Origin of the sequence: Nocardiopsis valliformis DSM 45023 (genome assembly GCF_000340985.1) — a bacterium.
Taxonomy (GTDB): Bacteria; Actinomycetota; Actinomycetes; order Streptosporangiales; family Streptosporangiaceae; genus Nocardiopsis; species Nocardiopsis exhalans.
On record NZ_ANAZ01000031.1, the window covers coordinates 53,590 to 70,112 of the forward strand.

13 protein-coding genes are annotated in these 16,523 nt (G+C 69.6%); 6 read left to right on the plus strand and 7 right to left on the minus strand.

The features are described 5' to 3' along the window. Positions 1–90 precede the first annotated feature (90 nt). Complete coding sequence (locus tag D457_RS0125010; protein WP_017583419.1) at positions 91–387, plus strand: hypothetical protein; 297 nt, start codon at positions 91–93, stop codon at positions 385–387. 47 nt (positions 388–434) lie between these two features. Here the strand turns inward: D457_RS0125010 and D457_RS0125015 are convergent, their stop codons facing one another. The 5 genes from D457_RS0125015 to D457_RS0125035 all read right to left on the minus strand — a co-directional run bounded on the left by D457_RS0125015 (position 435) and on the right by D457_RS0125035 (position 6,437). Then, positions 435–1,334: a carbohydrate ABC transporter permease gene (locus D457_RS0125015; RefSeq protein ID WP_026117007.1), complete on the minus strand. Its 900-nt coding sequence runs from the start codon at positions 1,332–1,334 to the stop codon at positions 435–437. Between the two features lie 60 nt (positions 1,335–1,394). Next, the gene (locus tag D457_RS0125020; RefSeq protein ID WP_017583421.1) at positions 1,395–2,684 is read right to left on the minus strand and encodes a sugar ABC transporter substrate-binding protein; all 1,290 of its coding nucleotides are present in this window, start codon (positions 2,682–2,684) and stop codon (positions 1,395–1,397) included. 176 nt (positions 2,685–2,860) lie between these two features. Continuing rightward, positions 2,861–3,346: a hypothetical protein gene (locus D457_RS0125025; RefSeq protein WP_017583422.1), complete on the minus strand. Its 486-nt coding sequence runs from the start codon at positions 3,344–3,346 to the stop codon at positions 2,861–2,863. Between the two features lie 171 nt (positions 3,347–3,517). Then, positions 3,518–4,804, minus strand: coding sequence for a class I SAM-dependent methyltransferase (locus D457_RS0125030; RefSeq protein WP_017583423.1), 1,287 nt, complete (start codon positions 4,802–4,804; stop codon positions 3,518–3,520). A gap of 91 nt (positions 4,805–4,895) precedes the next feature. Further along, positions 4,896–6,437, minus strand: a complete 1,542-nt coding sequence (locus D457_RS0125035; RefSeq protein WP_026117008.1) for an FAD-binding oxidoreductase — start codon at positions 6,435–6,437, stop codon at positions 4,896–4,898. 314 nt (positions 6,438–6,751) lie between these two features. On the opposite strand from D457_RS0125035, the gene D457_RS0125040 reads away from it, so the two are divergent. From D457_RS0125040 to D457_RS0125050, 3 genes are all read left to right on the plus strand, one after another. After that, a complete protein-coding gene (locus D457_RS0125040; RefSeq protein ID WP_017583425.1) occupies positions 6,752–7,525 on the plus strand; it encodes a glutamate racemase in 774 nt (257 codons plus the stop codon). A gap of 736 nt (positions 7,526–8,261) precedes the next feature. Continuing rightward, positions 8,262–8,579, plus strand: coding sequence for a hypothetical protein (locus tag D457_RS0125045; protein WP_204367474.1), 318 nt, complete (start codon positions 8,262–8,264; stop codon positions 8,577–8,579). A gap of 141 nt (positions 8,580–8,720) precedes the next feature. Next, positions 8,721–9,728, plus strand: coding sequence for a hypothetical protein (locus D457_RS0125050; protein WP_017583427.1), 1,008 nt, complete (start codon positions 8,721–8,723; stop codon positions 9,726–9,728). A 61-nt stretch (positions 9,729–9,789) separates the two neighbouring features. Here the strand turns inward: D457_RS0125050 and D457_RS0125055 are convergent, their stop codons facing one another. Beyond that, a complete protein-coding gene (locus D457_RS0125055; protein WP_160167416.1) occupies positions 9,790–12,960 on the minus strand; it encodes a BTAD domain-containing putative transcriptional regulator in 3,171 nt (1,056 codons plus the stop codon). 507 nt (positions 12,961–13,467) lie between these two features. Beyond that, complete coding sequence (locus D457_RS0125060) at positions 13,468–15,012, minus strand: hypothetical protein (RefSeq protein WP_051073032.1); 1,545 nt, start codon at positions 15,010–15,012, stop codon at positions 13,468–13,470. A gap of 184 nt (positions 15,013–15,196) precedes the next feature. On the opposite strand from D457_RS0125060, the gene D457_RS0125065 reads away from it, so the two are divergent. Both D457_RS0125065 and D457_RS0125070 read left to right on the plus strand, forming a co-directional pair. Next, positions 15,197–15,544 (plus strand): hypothetical protein, encoded by a 348-nt coding sequence (locus tag D457_RS0125065; RefSeq protein WP_017583430.1) that lies wholly within the window; start codon positions 15,197–15,199, stop codon positions 15,542–15,544. Between the two features lie 311 nt (positions 15,545–15,855). Further along, the gene (locus D457_RS0125070) at positions 15,856–16,380 is read left to right on the plus strand and encodes a DUF6315 family protein (RefSeq protein WP_026117010.1); all 525 of its coding nucleotides are present in this window, start codon (positions 15,856–15,858) and stop codon (positions 16,378–16,380) included. Positions 16,381–16,523 lie beyond the last annotated feature (143 nt).

The window sequence follows — 16,523 nt, forward strand, 5'->3', positions numbered from 1 at the left end:
GCCGTGCTCGAAGCGATCAGGGCGCACGGGGCGTTTTCCCGATGCCCTAAAATCCTCCTCGATCCGCCGGGTGAGCAACGGGAACAGGTGATGGAGCGCGTGAACGACCCTGGTTCCCCCTCCCCCACCGAGGTGATCTCCTCGTGGATCCCGCACGACGCCCGGTTCCGGGAGAGCGCACTCCGGCACGCTTTGCGCGACACCAGTGGACGGCGGCTGCACGTGTACGTCGACAGCCTGGTCAACCGGGCCAACGACGACGGCAGCCCGCTCAGCGAGTACGACCTGCGCACCATGGCCGCGGTCCGCGAGGACCTGGACCGGCGTCCGCTGACCTCGGTGGACTGGCGGACGGTGCGGGCGCGGCTGGTCTCCGGCCTGTTCTGAACCCGGCGCGGCGGCCGGGCGTGCGCTCCGGTGCTCGTGTGACCCGCTCATCTCAGCCCGTCCTCCCGGAACAGCGCGCGCAGGTACACGATGGTGATCCCCAGGAGCAGCATCGTGAGCAGGGCAGCGATGGCCGAACCCATGCCGAAGTCGTTCTGGCCGAAGGAGCGCACGTAGGACCACACGCCCAGGTTGAGCATCTGGGATCCCCCGACGTCACCGCCGGGCATCAGGTAGATCTGCGCGAACACCTTGAAGTCCCAGATGGTGGAGAGCACCGTCACCACCGCGAACACCGGGCGCAGCGTGGGGAAGGTGACGTTCCAGAAGCGCTTCCACGCCCCGGCTCCGTCGATCCGCGCCGCCTCGTGCAGTTCCTTGGGGACCGTGAGCAGCCCGGCCAGGACCGTGATGGCCACGAACGGGAACCCGCTGTGCACGATGTTGAGGGTGACGATCGCGTAGAACCAGAGTCGGTCCGCGAACCAGTTGTAACCGGAGGGCTCGATCACGCCCAGGGCCTTCAGGGCCTGGGCCACCACGCCCTGGTCGACGTCGAAGATCCAGATCCACACGTAGGTGCCGCTGACCGCGGGCATCGCCCAGGCGACCATGATGCACGAGATCACGATGACCCGGGTGACCGGCTTGAGGTTGGCCAGCAGCAGGGCGACCAGCGTGCCCAGGACCACCGTCGTGACCACCGCGACCACGGCGAACACGACAGTGTTGACCATCACGATCTGCCACAGGTACGGGTCGGTCAGCAGCCTGACGTAGTTGTCCAGGCCGATGAAGTCCGACTCGCCCGAGACCAGGTTGCGCAGCTTATAGTCCCGGAAGGACAGCCACACGATCCGGCCGATGGGGAACAGCAGCAGGAGCCCGATCACCCCGAGCGGGGGGACGAGCAGCACCCAGGGCAGAAGGGCGCGCCGCCCCCGCATCCCCAGGAGCGGCGCCCGTCGCCCGCCGTTCGGCGACCGGACCGGTGTTCCGATCTGCAATTAACTGCCCTCGTTGAGGATGTTCTCGATGGCCTCGGCGGCGCTGTCGGTGGCCTCCTCCACGGTCGCGTTGCCGTTGAGAATGTCCTGCTGCATGCCGACGATGACGCCCTCGGCCTCGACCTGGGACCAGGCGGGGACGACCGGGGTGACGCGGCCGGCCTCCAGGAGCTGGACCGCGAACGGCTCGACCAGCGGGTCGCCGGCGTCGGCGTAGGCCTGGATCTCCTCGACACCGGCCGGGAAGAAACCGCTCTCCTCGCCCCAGCGGTCGAAGAACTCACCGCTGGTGAGAAGGTCGACGTACTCCCAGCCGGCCTCCTCGTTGCCGGTGCCCTCGAAGACCGACAGCAGGGAGCCGCCAGCGAAGGAATCCATGTACCCGTCGTTCTGGCCGGGCAGCGTGAAGACGCCGAGTTTGCCCTCGAGGTCGGGGTTGGACTCGATGATGGCCTTGGGGTTGGAGCTGTTGGAGATGGCCATGATGGAACGCTCGTCGGCAAGCGTCTCCATGACGTCGATCTCGTTCCAGTTGACCGCGCCCGTGGTGGACAGGCCGTCTTCCAGCGACAGGTTGGTGAAGAACTCCACCCCGGCGCGCCCCTCGGGCGTGTTGATGGTGGAGGTCCAGGTGCCGTCGGCCTCCTGCACGGCGACGTCGCCACCACCGCCCCAGATCCACGGCAGCACCGAGTACTGGGCCTGGCCGGGCACCGGGAAGCCGATCATGTCCTCCTCTGCCTCGGCGAGGTCGAGCGCGGTCTCGCGCAGCTCCTCCCAGTTGGTCGGCACCTCGTGGCCGTGCTCCTCGAAGAGGTCCTGCCGATAGATGATCGACCGGATGGACGCGTACCAGGGAACGCCGTAGGCGGCGTCGTCGATGACGCCCATCTCGTACATCTCCTGGTGGAAACGGGAGGGGTCGTCGATGTAGCCGGACAGGTCGTGCAGGGCCCCGGCGTCGGCGAATTCGGGGGTGAAGGTGGTGCCGAGCTCGATGACGTCCGGGGTCTCCCCGCCCGCGATGGCCGTGGAGATCTTGTCCTGGGCATCGGCCCAGGGCACGAACTCGACGGCGACGTCGATGCCGGTCTGCTCGGTGTAGGCGTCGTTGACCGCGTCGAAGAAGTCCGAGGCGTCGGGGTTGGTGCCCTCCATGATCCACACCTGGAGGGTGTCGGTGGCCCCACCGCCGTTGCCGCCTTCGCCCCCACAGGCGGTCGCCGCAAGCACCAGGGTCAGTGTGGCTGCGGGGAGGGTGACGTACTTGTGTGCTCGTCTGCGGGCCATCGGCTCGCCTCCCGTTCCTTTCGAAGGTCCCCTGAGGGTTGGTAGGAAACCTACGTAATGAACGGCGGCTTGTGAAGTAAACCACTGCGACTTGTGTCTGAGCCGTTAGGGACCGGTTCGTGCTCGGGGTTTCCGGCCGCCGGACCAGGGGCCCGGTCCGGCGGGACCGGGGTTCTCTACTCGCTCAGACCGGAGACCTGGCGCAGGGTGGAGACCAGTTCGGCGCGCTTGTAAACGGCCTGCCCGATGGCCGCGCAGAAGGCGGCGAGCATGTGCGCGTACACCATGGGGTCGCCCTGGGTGATGCGCTCGGCTGCCTCCTCCTCGCCGATCGAGTGGGCCTCCCAGGCGGTGGAGACCGCGAACTCCAGTTCCGGCGGGAGCATCTCGGCGACGGTGCGGGCCACCGCCTCGCGCGAGTCGGCGGGCTTCCAGACGACACCGGTCTCCTGGACGCGGCGGCCGAGGAAGGCCCCGATCACCCTGAGCTCGGACAGGACGTCGTCGACCTCGTCAGAGGCCCGGGGGAGCAGATGGTCCAGTTCGTCCCGGTTGTGGTCGGCGTAGGCGCTGACCATCGAGATCGCGATTTCCTTGACGTGGTCCGGCAGGTCGTGCGCGGGTGTGGAGTCGCCCTGGGGCGCGTTGTCGTCGGAGGACACGGGCTTGGTCCCTTCACTGCTGCTGGAGCTGTCCGCACCATGATGCCGTCTGCGGGCCGCCCGGTGTGGCAGGACGGTGCTTGGGAGCGGGGGTGTCCGCGACACGCGAACACCCCGCCGTCGGAGAGCGAAGCCCGGGGGGGGAGGTAGGGCGGTCACCAAGCAGAGTGGTCAGAAGTCGGGGCGCAGCGGCATGTGCGCGGCGGTGCCGTCCAGCTTGACCCCCAGGATCTGGTGGAGCTGCACGACGTCACGTTCGAAGCCCAGCACGGACCCGGCCATGTAGAGCAGCCACACGCGGGCGGTGCCCTCGCCCACCTCCTCGACCGCCTCGTCCCAGTTGCGCTCCAGGTTGGCGCCCCAGTGGCGCAGGGTCAGGGCGTAGTGCTCGCGCAGGTTCTCCTGGTGTCGGATCTCGAACCCGGCGTCGTTCATGGCGGTCTGGATCTGGGCGGGGCCCTCCAGCTCGCCGTCGGGGAACACGTAGCGGTTGATGAAGCCCTTGGTGTTCATCGGCTTGAGGTTGTTGCGTGGCCGGGTGATGCAGTGGTTGAGCAGCCGACCGCCGGGTACCAGCTTGTCGTTGAGCGAGGCGAAGTAGGCGTCCAGGTTCCTCAGGCCGATGTGTTCGGTCAGGCCGATGGAGCTGATCCGGTCGAAGCTGCCGTCGGGCACGTCCCTGTAGTCCATGTGCCGGATCTCGGCCAGGTCGGTCAGCCCTTCCTGGGCGATCTTCTTGGCGCCCCACTCCGCCTGCTCCTTGGAGAGGGTCACACCGACCACCTTGACGCCGTACTCGCGGGCGGCGTGGCGCACCATGCCGCCCCAGCCGCAGCCGACGTCGAGCAGGCGCATGCCCTCGGTCAGGCCCAGTTTGCGGGCGACGAGGTCGTATTTGCGGAACTGTGCGCTCTCCAGGGCCCCGTCGAAGACACCCACCCGGTCCAGGGCGCCGTCCTCGTCGTCGAAGACCGCGCAGGTGTAGGTCATGGAGGGCCCGAGGACCATCTCGTAGAACTCGTTGGAGACGTCGTAGTGGTGGTGGATGACCTCGGCGTCGCGCTCCTTGGAGTGGCGCAGCCCCCGGCCGAGCAGGGTGCCGCGGCGCACCTCCTGGGGCGGCGGGGCCACCCGGTTGACGAACTTGACCCAGCCCACCGACCGGATGATCTCGATGGCCTCGCGGGCGGTGACGTTGCCCCCCTCCGCGAAGGCGAAGTCCGCCATCCGTCTGAGCAGGGTGTATATGTCGCCCTCGAGTTCGAGGTGCCCGGAGACATAGGCGCGGGCCATACCGACGGCGTTGGGTGACTGGGCCAGGTAGTTGACGGCGACCGGGGTCCGCACGTTCAGCGTGACGTCGCTGTTCGGGTCTCCCGCGGAACTGCCGTCGTAGGCGGTGAAGCGGATCGGCGCGTCAGTGCCGACCACCCGCTCGAAGATCTCTGCAAGCCGCATACTCTTGTCCTTTCCCCTCACGGATGCGGCCCTTCCTCACGGGTCGCCTCCCGGTGGTGTCCACTGCTGACGGTGGGTGGTGATGGGTGGTTCAGCGGTTGCGTACGCACTTGGCGTACAGGTCAAGGAGCCGCCCCCGCGGGTCGTAGGTCTCCTTGAGGTTCTGGTAGTCGGTGCCGTTGTAGAGCGCCCAGAACTCTTCCTCGGTGTAGAAGGAGTCCGAGTACAGGGACTTGTGGCCACCGAGCCGGGTGACCTCCTCCTCCACTGCGCGGTTGTGGTGGGCGCGGCGTTGGCCGGGTTTCATGTCCACCAGCCCCCAGAACCCGAAGTTCACGTACAGGCGGTCGTTCTCCAGCGGGTACAGCGGCCAGACGTGTTCGCCTTCGGCCAGCCCTTCGCGGCGGGGTTCGCGAAGCCGGAGCGGGCACATCCACAAAGGGGTCATGCCGATCTGGTCGTGGAAGAAGTCCAGGAACTCCGCCCCGCGTTCGATCCCCACCTCGATGTCCTGGATGAGGGGTTCCTGCTGGGGGCGGCCCCGGTAGTGGTTCAGGAGCCGGGAGAAGTCGGTGCGCCGGTCCCAGGCGACCAGCCTGCGGTAGACGTCGGAGCGTTTGAGGGCGCGCGGCCACAGCGGGCGCACGAGCGGGTTCTGGGTGCCGAAGGCGCGGGAGCACCAGAACCAGTCGGTGTCCCAGCGCCAGAGGTAGTCGTGGATGGTGAGGTAGTCGCCGGGTCCGGCGGTTCCGGAAGCGGCGGAGCCGGCCACGGAACCGGAGCTGGAGCTGGATACGAAGGCGGGGGCGGGGTCCGCGTAGCGCCGGATGGAGCGGTAGTAGACGTCGTTTCCGGTGTAGTCGCTGGTCCAGGGCGCACGGTCGGTGAAGCGGGCCAGGGTCAGGTAGAGCTCGCCGGGGCCGAAGGCCACCCCGTCCACAAAGTCCACCGGATGCCCTTCGTGGGCCGCGTCGGCGCAGATCCGGGCGAGGGCGGCCATCGCCTCCGAGGCGTCGTGGTACCTGAGGTGGCGCAGGTGTACGTAGGGCGAAACGGGTTCGAGTTCGATGCGCAGACGCAGGCTGTACCCGAGCGTGCCGTAGGAGTTGGGGAAGCCGTGGAACAGATCACTGTGGGCGTTGTCCCGGGTGGCGGTGACGACCTCTCCGGAACCGGTGAGGATCTCCATCTCCTGCACCGACTCGTGCGGCAGACCGTTGCGGAAGGAAGAGGACTCGATCCCCAACCCGGTGACGGCTCCGCCCAGGGTGATGGTGCGCAGCTGCGGCACGACCATGGGCATGAGCCCGTGCGGGAGGGTCGCGGCGACCAGTTCCTCGTAGGTGGTCATCCCGCCCACGTCGGCCAGGCGCTCGACGGGGTCGATGGAGATGACCCCTGAGAAGGCCGACACGTCCAGGGCGGGCGCGTCGGAGGGTTCGCGGAACCGGAAGAGGTTGGAGGTCGGCTTGGCTAGCCGCACCGGTGCGCCCTCGGGGAGCGCCCGGTAGTCGCGCCGCAGCCGCTGCACCGCCGCGATGTGCTCCGCGAGTCCCGTGCCCGTCGCCGCTCGCTGCCTGGACCTGGACTTGGAGCCGGAGTTCGAAGTCGTACCGGGCTGTTTCGGAGTCATGTCCGCAGATCCCCTGACTGTTGACGACTGCTGTTGACGGCGCACAGCGTGGTCGGCCAGGACCGGTGGTGGCGTGCCGCGGCAGGCCGATCCCCTCAGTTCTACCTATCAGTAACGGTTCTCTGCCACCCCATTTCGCTACGTGTCTTACCCACTCCGGGGCAGGAGTCGGCGGGAGTTGAAGGAGTGGCTGGAGCCTGCCGTGGGAAGAAGGGGGACGACACCGCTGTCACCTTGGGTGTTGTCGGTGTTACCGGTTGATCCGCATAGGATTCGGTTCCGTGCGCATCGCTCTCGTTGATTCCGGTATCGGCATGTTGTCCACCGCGGCCGCCCTGCGCGCGTCCCGGCCGGACGCGGACCTCTTCCTGTCCATGGACCCGGACCACATGCCCTGGGGCACCCACACCCCGGAACAGATCATCGACCGTGCCCTGGCCGGTGCCCGCGTCGCCCTGGACACCGCGAGCTCCCTGGACGCCGTGGTCGTGCCCTGCAACACGGCGTCGGTGCACAGCCTCAACCGCCTGCGCGCCGAGTTCGAACCCCGGGTCCCGGTCATCGGCACCGTCCCGCCCATCAAGCCCGCGGCCGCCGCCGGAACCCCGATCGCGGTGTGGTCCACCGAGGCCACCACCCGCAGCGCCTACCAGCGCCGCCTGGTGGAGAACTTCGCCAGGGACGTGTCGGTGACCCCGGTCGCCTGCCGGGGCCTGGCCGAGGCGGTGGAGTCCGCCGACCCCGAGCTGATCGCCGAGGCCGTGGCGTACGCGGCCGCGCTGACGCCGCCTGAGGTCACCGGGGTGGTGCTGGGCTGCACGCACTACGACCTGGTGGGCGAGGAGATCTCCAAGGCGCTGTCCGGGCGGGCGGAACTGTTCACCGCGGCCCAGGCAGTGGCCACCCAGACCCTGCGCAGGATCAGCGCGGGTGGCACAGTTCACACGGAAGGCGGTGGGGCGGGGCGAGTCCGGGTCCTGACCAGCGGCCGCCCCGCGACCCTGCCCCCGGCAGCCCTGGCCTACCCCGCCGGACGATCCCTGCGCGCCGGGGCCGCAAGCATGCCGGACGGTTGGACGTCCTGCTGAGCCGGCAGGTCAGGTGCGCTTCCGCAGCGGCGCGACAGCGGGACACGGTCCCCGGCAAGTCCTGTCCAGGACGGCTGGCTGCTGCGGGCGGACGGCGTTGGCCTGAGCCGGGGCATCGAGCCCGCTGACCGCGATTCCCTGACCCGGCCGAACCACCCCTGTGCACGAGAGGACGCTGAGCGGCCACCGGGCCGGACAACCGAACGCGAGTCCGCAGGGCGGACGACCGGTCCCAGCTGCTCATGGCCCGTCGCCTTCCGTATCGTGCACGGTTTGCACGCGGACCCCCACCACTGACCTCAGCGCATCGCTCACAGGCTGGTGTGAGCGATATGTGAGCGGCGCATGCCACGGTGGTCCGCAGGCGACATTTCGGATGCGCTGCCCGGCTCCGGCCCGGTTGCCCCTGCGCACCGAGCACCGGAGCCGACAGGTGCCGCCCGCACACCCCGCGAGGACAGCGTCGGGTCCGGTACCGGCGCCCTCACCGACTCGGCTGAGGCGCTCGGGGCCGTTTCCCGCCGCCGAACCGGCGGATCGGAAGCCCCCGAAACACCCCCGAAAGGAAGACCCTCTCATGGTGAACACCTCCAGCCCCCTCACATCCGTGACGAGGTTTCGCGGGGCCCGTCCTTGGCTGCTCGTCGCCGGCTTGCTGACCGCGAGCGTCGCGGGTTGCGGCGGCGAAGGCGGTGGAACGTCCTCGGGCGCTTCAGCGGACTCTGACGGCTCCGGAGTGACCGGCACGGTGACCTTCAACGGCACCGACGTCCAGCCCCTGGGCCGTCTCAGCTGCGTCGAGGTCCCCGGCCCCGAGGAAACCCTGCGGATCGCGGGAGACATCGGCGACGACGGCTACCTCAAGCTGCAGGCCGACTCGGCCACCTACGAGGACGGCGAGGTCACCTGGGTGACGACCAGCGGCGACAACCGCGGCTCGATGGACGTCACCGAGGACGGTGCGTCCGGAACGCTGAACATGTACGAGCAGGGCAGCGCCAACGACCTGGGAGAGCAGGAGTTCTTCGAACTCACCGCCGACCTGAGCTGCTGAAGCGGACGCGGCGCTTTGCCGACGGTCCCGAGTCGGACTCCGCGATGAACCCGCCACTGCGCACAGCCCCGAGAAACCACAGGAGACGTCATCAGGCCCCGAACACTGCTCCCCCCATGCGCGGCGGCATCCGCGCTGCTGTTGACCGGCTGTTTCGGCTTCCCGGGGATAACCGATACGACAGCGGACGGCGAGGCCCCGCTCTCGGTCACCGAGGAGGCTCTGAGCGAAAACGACACTGAGGAGGCCCCGGGCGAGAACGACGTCGATCTGGCGGAGGGCCAGCTGGATACGAGCGTCTTCTACGCCGGACTGGAGTACGCGTTCGAGTCGGTCACCGTCAACGACCTCGACGCTGAGACCTCACCCGGGGACCCCCCGGAAAGCCGCGTCCTCGGTGTCGAACTCGTTTTCGAGGTCAACGTGTTCAACCCCTGGGCAGAGACGCTGACGCCGAACACGCCGATCACGCTGCGCTGGGACGAACCAGGCACCGACAACGTGGCCGAGGTCAACGGGCACGGCGACTTCCGGCAGGTTCCCGGCGACGCTTCCGTCTCCGGAGAGGTCACCGTCCCGCTGCTGCCGGCGGATCTGGAGGCCTACCACGAGGACTCCGCACGGCTCGTGCTCGGGCGCGGTGGTGAGGCCACCGCCCAGGTCCCGGTCGGTTCCTCACCCGAAACAGTGACCCGTTTCCCGGTCGCACAGCCGCAGTTGGAGGGTGAGTCGTTCGACGTCGGCCCGGTGAAGGTAACGATCGACCATGCCGCCGTGCAATGGAACTACGGCGACCCCTCGATGGGCCAGGCCGCCGAGGACGAGGCCGTGCTCGTCATGGACTTCACAGTCGACAACGGTCACGGCGGCCAGGTGTGCACGAGCCGCGGCCAGGGAAACACCATGTCCCTGGTCAGTGACGGCGGCGAGGGCCACGTCGACCTCGGCCTAGACGAACGGTGCTTCGGCAGCGGGGACTCGGTCGCCACGTTCACCGGCTTCACCATCGCCGCCGACTACGCGGACAGCTACCTGCTCTCGATGACCGTGCCCGCGGGCTTCGACACTCACGAGGGAGAGCTGCCCCTGTCCCTGGTCGAGGGCGAGGGCACAGCCCCCAGTACGGACGGCGGCACGGGCCCGGGCTGAGCCGCACCAGACGGAACGGGCAGCGGTAAGGGCTCTGGGCAGCTGTAGGGAGCGGGACCTCCTAAGCCGGTCCCGACCAGAGCACCATCATCGGTGTCTCGGCTCTCAGCCGGTCGGCCGAGATCCGGTGGTGCCGTTCACTGAGTCCGCTTCCGTCCTCGTCCACGGGAGTCCGGGCGAGGTGGCGCCAGGTGTCGACGGCCGTGGTCGCCATGCCCAGTTCACGCGCGTTGCGGGCGACCGCCTCCAGCTCCCCGCGGTCGCCCGCAGCGGTCGCCGCCCCGTGGCGGAGGAAGAGGTCCAGCAGGCCACCGCCGGCTACCGACCGCGCCTCGCCGAGGGCTGCCACCGCGCCGGCGAGGCGCTCCCCCGTGCGGACGGCGCAGTGGGCCAGTATGGCGGCGAAGTAGCTGTGCTGCACCGTGAGCAGCCAGCCGGACGCGTCGAGGAGGATACGTGCGGCACTCTCCGGGCGGTCCATGGTGTTCTCCTGCCAGGCTTGGGCCCAAGCACGCAGCATCACCACTTTGGGGTCTCCGTGAGCTGTGGAGGGGATAGCCCCGAACTCCTTCTCCGACGTCGCGGTGTGACCGGTTGCCTGAGCAGCGGCGCCGGTGAGGGCCCGCGCGGCCGGAAGCAGCCCTGTGGTATCACGCCACTCCAGGTGTGCCGAGGCCGCCGCGCCCAGGGAACGGGCCCGCGCCGCGTCCCCGGAGAGCAACTCGACGAAACCGAGCGCGTACTCCCACATCCCCAACGAGGCGGGTTCCCTGGTCTTCGCGTCCGTGATCGCCTGCTCCAGACGGCGGCGGGTCGCCACGATGTCACCGGTGTTGGACAGCGCCATGATCTCCGTGAGGCCGATCAGCGATGCTCCGCCCGGCACGAGCTCGATGGTCTCGCGGGGTACCCGGCGCAGCCGGGCGAGGGCCAGCTCCGCGTCATCGAGCGGACCTGTGATCACGCCCGCGACGCTGACGGTGATCAGTCCGAGCACGGCTGCGGCGTCGGGAGTCTGTGCTGGCGCCTCGAGCATTTCACCACCCTGACCCGCGGTCATGGCCCAGCGCGTCTCATCTCTTCGTAGATGGTCGGCCTCAGCGGGGTCGCCGACCGTGCGCAGCGCCTCCCGGATGACCGTGAGCGCACCGGCGGCGTCATGATGGCGCAACCCGAGGTGCCTGGCGTGAGCAAGGGCCACCGCGGTCTGCTCGGCCGCAGTGACGGCGGTACGGCGAGCCGCCTCGAAATGCGCGTCGGCTGTTTCGGACGCCCCCAGAGCGGACGCTGCGAGCCCGGCGATGCGATGTGCGTGCGCGTTACCGGAATCGTCAGCGGCGACGGCCTCGGCCGCGCGGAGCGCGAGACGCTCGTCAAACGTCCCCAGCGCGTGCTCCGCGAGGGCGAGCACGGCCCGGGGGTCGATCGGCAGGTCCAGGTCGAGGGCCAGGACATGGGCGCGGCGGCGCGCCGCGGGCGGACCGGCGGTCGCGTCGCCGAGCAGCACCCGCACCACCTCGTGCGTGAGATCGCGCCACAGGGCAGCAGAGCACCTCGCCCGCAGGTACTCCGCGTCGAGGGGGTGCGCCAGACGCAGCCAACCGTTGACGGAGTACTCCACGACACCGGCTCGGGTCAGGGCACGGCGCTCCTCCGTGTCGAGCGCGTGCGGCGGGTACTCTCCGGCGACGGCGACCCTCGCCGCGGCTTCCAGACCGGGGTCGTCCAGACCTTCGAACCGCTCACCGACCAGCTGCGTGAGTCGTGAGGTGGAAGCCGGGGCGCCGCGTAGTTCCCAACCGTGTCCGGTGCGTACGAGCCGCCCCTCCTCCAGTGAGGCCGTGATGACCTCACGAAGATGCAGGGGATTGCCTCGGGCCGCCCCGCAGAGGAGCGGACGTGCGTCGGGGGTGAGGGACCCGCCCAGCATCCGGGCCGCGAACTCATCAGCGTCGGCGTCCGGCAGGGGGCCGACAACGACCTCGGTGAGTTCACCGCTGTCGTACAGCGCCTGGACGCCCTCCGGCACGCGGGTGATGTCCCGTGCGGTCAGGATCGTCGGCACCTTGGAGTTCCGCAGGAGCTGGATGATGACGAAGAGCGACGTCTCGTCCAACTGATCCACGTTGTCGACAAGCAGCAGCGTCGTCGAGCGGTGCCGGGCGAAGTAGTCGATCACCGTCAGCGGCGACGCCCACTGCTGCGGGAGGGCACCGGCGAAGACACCGAGGGGGACCGCCCGGGTGAGCGGGCTGGCTGCCAGCAGCGGGGCCAGGCAGTGCCGTGCCTCGAAACGCGCGCCGACGGCACGCAACAGGTGTGTCTTGCCGATGCCCGCAGGTCCGGTGAGGATCACCGTGCGCCGGCCGCGCACGAGCGCGACCAAGGCGTCTGTCTGATTCGACGTCAGGGCACGGCCGGTCAGAGTGTCCGAGCCCTCGTCCGCGTGGTCCAGCCATCCGGGCACCGGGGTGGCCTGTGGAAGGCGCAGCAGGGTTTCGGGCGGCTGCTCCCGCAGAATCCGCGTGTGCAGCCGGCCGAGCTCGCCGTTGGGCTCGGCACCGAGGCGTTCGACGAAGGATGCCCGCGCCCGGGTGAACACGTCGAGGGCCTCCTGGGCACGACCGGCGCAGTACAGCGCCGTCATCAGCTGCCCCCAGTGCCGCTCGGACACCGGGCACCCTTCCACCAGTGCGTGGAGCTCGGGAATGACCGACTCGCTCCGGCCGAGCGCAAGGTCCGCGTCGATCCGGTCCGCGAGCGCGGCCGCACGGAGCTTGTCCAACCTGACCGACTCCAGGTACAGCACGGGGATGTCGGGAAGCCCGGCGAACGCCTGGCCGCGCCAGAGCCCGAGCGCACTGTGCAGGCATCCGGCAGCCTGTACGGGGTTGCCCTCCTCAAGCAACAGGTCAGCCTGTTCGCAGAGCCGCTCGAACCGTGCGGCATCGGTCTGAACCGTCGCCGGTGCCAAGCGGTACCCGCCGTCGAGGAAGTCGATCTGAACGGGGAGAACCGACCTCAGGCGCGAGATCCGGGCTTGGAGGGCATGGACGGGGTCCCGCGGCGGAGCGCCGTCCCACAGATCGGCGACCAACTGCTCCAGCGGCAGTGCGCGGCCGCGGGCCAGGGCCAGACAGGCCAACAGCGCCTGCTGTTTGGGGCCGCCGAGGCGGTGGTCGCGTCCGTTCGTGCTGGCCCTCACCGGACCGAGCACGAGTATCTCCGTCACCACCGGCGACTCCTGAGCAGTTACTTCTCACCGTATGCAGTGTCGTAGAGGTAGCACGGCACGACATCGCCTCACAAGAGCTGTGCCGAGATCATTGAGCTCGGACGGGGCACTTCCGGCCGCTGGTCACGCCCCCGTCGCCCGCATCACCCTTGTCTCACCGCCCCCACTGCCCGGTACAGCCGCCCGGGCACCGCCGTGGTGACCACGAGTCGACTCCTCGTTCCCCGAGACGTATCCACACCCGCCAACGGTCCGGCACCGCCGAGAGCACGGTGGTGGAAGCTACGTGCGCATCAGGCCCGAAGGCGGTGAGCCCTGAGGACAACGAGGGTTCCCGTACCTGCGGGAACAACCTCCAGGCGCCGCCCGGACGGCAAACCGGGGCGAGGGGCGAAGCCCGTAAGGCGAGCGGAGAGTTCTCCCGGTGGTTTCTCTCCGGGCTTTCGCCGACACAGCGAGGTACCCGTGTTGAGCGCGGCGACGGGCGGCCCGGCTGACGCGGTGCTAGGAAGCCCGGTGAGCCGACACCGGGGCCGACTCGGGCTGCAGGGCCCCTGCTGCCAGCGTCCGGACCAGGTTCCGCACACCCGCGGTGTCGTTGTCGTGCAACAGCGTCTCCAGCAGCGACAGGGCGGCTCGCTGGTCCCCCGGCTGCTCGCGGACGTGGCGCCACTGGGGCTCGGTGGCGGCGTCGGACAGCATCAGGGTCCGGCCGACCTGACCGAGCGCGCTCAGCAGGGCACTGTCGTGCGGCTGCGCCGTGAGCGCCACGTTCACCTGCTCGGCCTGCTCCTCGGGGTTGACCTCCTCCGCGGGCTGCGCCCTGAGGAACTCCAGGATTCCGGCGGCCGGGGCCATGGGCTGGATCGACTTCATCCCCCGCACCATGGACCTCACCTCCACCAGGTCACCGATGATCTCCTCCGCGGCCCCGAGATCCCGGATCAGGCGTTCGGCGCGCTGCGCGGAGCACTCGGCCACCCAGCGGGCGCCGCGACCGCTGGCCAGCCGGGTCGCAGCCAGGGCGAGTTCGGCACCGCGCCTGGGCGCACCCACCCGCTCGAAGTAGCGGGACCAGGTCGTGACCCGCACGCCCAGCCGCCAGTCGTTGCGGACACTGCCCTGGCACACCAGGTTCTCCACGGCCTCCACCCATGCCGAACGCAGCTTCGGGTAGGTCTCCGCCTCCTCCACCGTGGGCAGCAGCCCGATGGCCCGGCGAGCGTCGCACAGGCCCAACCGCACCAGCCAGGACAGGAGCCGGGCCCGCTCGAAGCGGATCATCCGGCGCAGCGCGGTCCGGCGCGGGTTGGCGGGGCCGCCCGGCTCCGCCTCGCCCAGGCCGAGCTCGGCCTCCATCCGGTCCAGGGCGTCCAGGGCGTCTGCGTGCCTGTCCTGGTACCGCAACGCCCTGACCAGGGCGAAGATACCTCCGGCGCCGAGCACGGCAGGACCGGTGGCGGTGTGCTCGTAGCGGCGCAGCTCCGCCTCGGCGCGATCCGCCTGGCCCTCGTCGATGAGCAGGTGGACCCGGGCCAGGGTGAAGGTGGGCCAGGCCGGGGTGCTCTCCCAGCCGGACAGGCGCCGAGCCGAGAGCAGCTCGCGACGCTGGTCCGTGGTGCCCCGGGCGTCGATGTTGGCGTGACAGCGGACCAGGGTCTCCAGCGCGGAGACCGGCAGCGGCCCGTACTCGTGCGGTGCCGGTTCGTCCTCCGCGGCTGCCCGGGCCTGTTCGAGCGCGCGACGGCCCTCCGCGAGCGCTCCCACCCGCACCGCCAGCGGCCAGTGTGCCAGGAAGAACAGGGTCGGCGGCCCGAACACTCCCGGCACCGACGCCGGGACCGCCGGGGCCACGGCGTTGTCCCCCTTGGCCGCCTCGGCGACCAGCCGCCGTGCGGTGCGTATCGCCGACCTGGCCAGCGCCTCCACTTTGACCGCGTCGCCCGCCTCACTGAGTTCCGGTAGCGCGGTGACGGCCTCCGCGAGCTCGTCCTGCCCCGCGGCGCGCAGTTGGCGTCCCGTCTCCCCCGCCCATGCCCACATCGTCATGCTTCTCCCCCCGGTGCCGTGTGCGACAGAACGTAGCAGCGTGGTGACAGGCCTGTCCGGAAAACGCTGAAACCGTTGCGTCCTGGGCACTGGCGGCCCTGCTCTGCCGAGTTTGCGGCCGATAGACTCGGCAGTGTCCAGCGAGCAACAGGCACGTACCGGCACTAAGGGGACATGAGCGTCGATGGGATGGCGAGACCGTTTCGGACTTCGCAAGGCCAACCGTAAGGGGAAGGCCCGTTTCGACCGCGCCTCCGAGGATTCGGACATCAAGGCGCTGATCGAGTTCGCCAAGAGCCGGGTGGGGGTCGAGTTCTTCGTCGAGCCCGAAACCTTCGCCACACAGACCACGGCCGTCGCGGTGGCCACGGACGGGGAGTGGATCCGGCGGCGCTGCGGCTCCCCCGAGGTCATCCGCAAGGTCGCCAGCAAGCTCGCCGCGCCCGCCTACGACGTACAGATCGTCGGTTACCCGCAGCGGATGCGGGACTGGACCGCACGGAACAAGCGCGGACTGTCCATGGACGAGTGATCCGCACCCGAAACTCCGGCTCCCGGTTCTCCCGACCGGCTCCGGGTCCCGGGGGCTGGCCCCGGGACCGGGGTCAGGGTCAGCTCCGCGTCCCGGGGCCGCGGGGTGCCCCCGGCGGGCCGCTCGCGTGAGGGCGGAGCATACCCGTCACGAGTGAGTCCGGCCACGTCCGCGCCCCCTCTGAGCACGTCCGAAACCCGTCAGCCGGTCATTTTGGGCATTGATGACGACTCCTTGCCGCGACTTCCTCTCCGAACGGGTTCCCTAACGGCCTCCATTCGTCGCATACTCGCCTGGGAGGGGGGACTCTGATGAAGCAGGATCTCACTGCCTTGTGTTGCGAATGCGGCATGGTTCGCGAGGTGAGCGACCACCAGAGTGTGGGCGAGGCACAGTCGGCCTACGGGCTGGCCCGCTGCGTGGTCTGGCGCAAGTGCCGTCCGTGCGGCTACCGCACCTACCACGCCTATCTGCGGGCCGACGAGGACCGCGACGAGCTGGAGGACGCCCTCAGGCTCGACGGCGCCCTGGCCGCCGAAGCCCTCGACGAGGAAGTGGAGCAGCTCCGGTTGTGCGGGATCGAGGTCGGCCACGCTCCGGTCCCGGCGATCTGGGACGGGCAGTCCGTGGGCATGGTGACCCAGCGGCTCACCGACCACGCCTACTCGATCGTGCTCGACCCGGAGGCCTCGGTGGTCTCCCGGCTCAAGCTCATCGACATGATGTGGAACGAGCTCCTGGTCGGAGAGCACGACGACCGCTGGCAGATCCAGGAACCAGAGGACGACTCCCCCGGGTACGCGGTCCGCCTCTTCGGTTACCGAACGCGGGGCTGACTCGGCGAGGGTCCGGAGTGCCCCGGAACCGGGACCGGCACTGAGTCAGGGCAACACGGGCTCAGAACGACACAGGGTCAGAACGGCACGAGGCCGGGACAACACGAGAGCGCACGGGTGCGGGGCAGGTGCCCCGCCCCGAT

Coding starts and splice junctions, on each gene's coding strand:
- D457_RS0125010 (WP_017583419.1), top strand. CDS start 91: ATGGAGCGCGTGAACGACCCTGGTTCCCCCTCCCCCACCGAGGTGATC.
- D457_RS0125015 (WP_026117007.1), bottom strand. CDS start 1,334: ATGCGGGGGCGGCGCGCCCTTCTGCCCTGGGTGCTGCTCGTCCCCCCG.
- D457_RS0125020 (WP_017583421.1), bottom strand. CDS start 2,684: ATGGCCCGCAGACGAGCACACAAGTACGTCACCCTCCCCGCAGCCACA.
- D457_RS0125030 (WP_017583423.1), bottom strand. CDS start 4,804: ATGCGGCTTGCAGAGATCTTCGAGCGGGTGGTCGGCACTGACGCGCCG.
- D457_RS0125035 (WP_026117008.1), bottom strand. CDS start 6,437: ATGACTCCGAAACAGCCCGGTACGACTTCGAACTCCGGCTCCAAGTCC.
- D457_RS0125040 (WP_017583425.1), top strand. CDS start 6,752: ATGTTGTCCACCGCGGCCGCCCTGCGCGCGTCCCGGCCGGACGCGGAC.
- D457_RS0125060 (WP_051073032.1), bottom strand. CDS start 15,012: ATGACGATGTGGGCATGGGCGGGGGAGACGGGACGCCAACTGCGCGCC.
- D457_RS0125065 (WP_017583430.1), top strand. CDS start 15,197: ATGGGATGGCGAGACCGTTTCGGACTTCGCAAGGCCAACCGTAAGGGG.
- D457_RS0125070 (WP_026117010.1), top strand. CDS start 15,856: ATGAAGCAGGATCTCACTGCCTTGTGTTGCGAATGCGGCATGGTTCGC.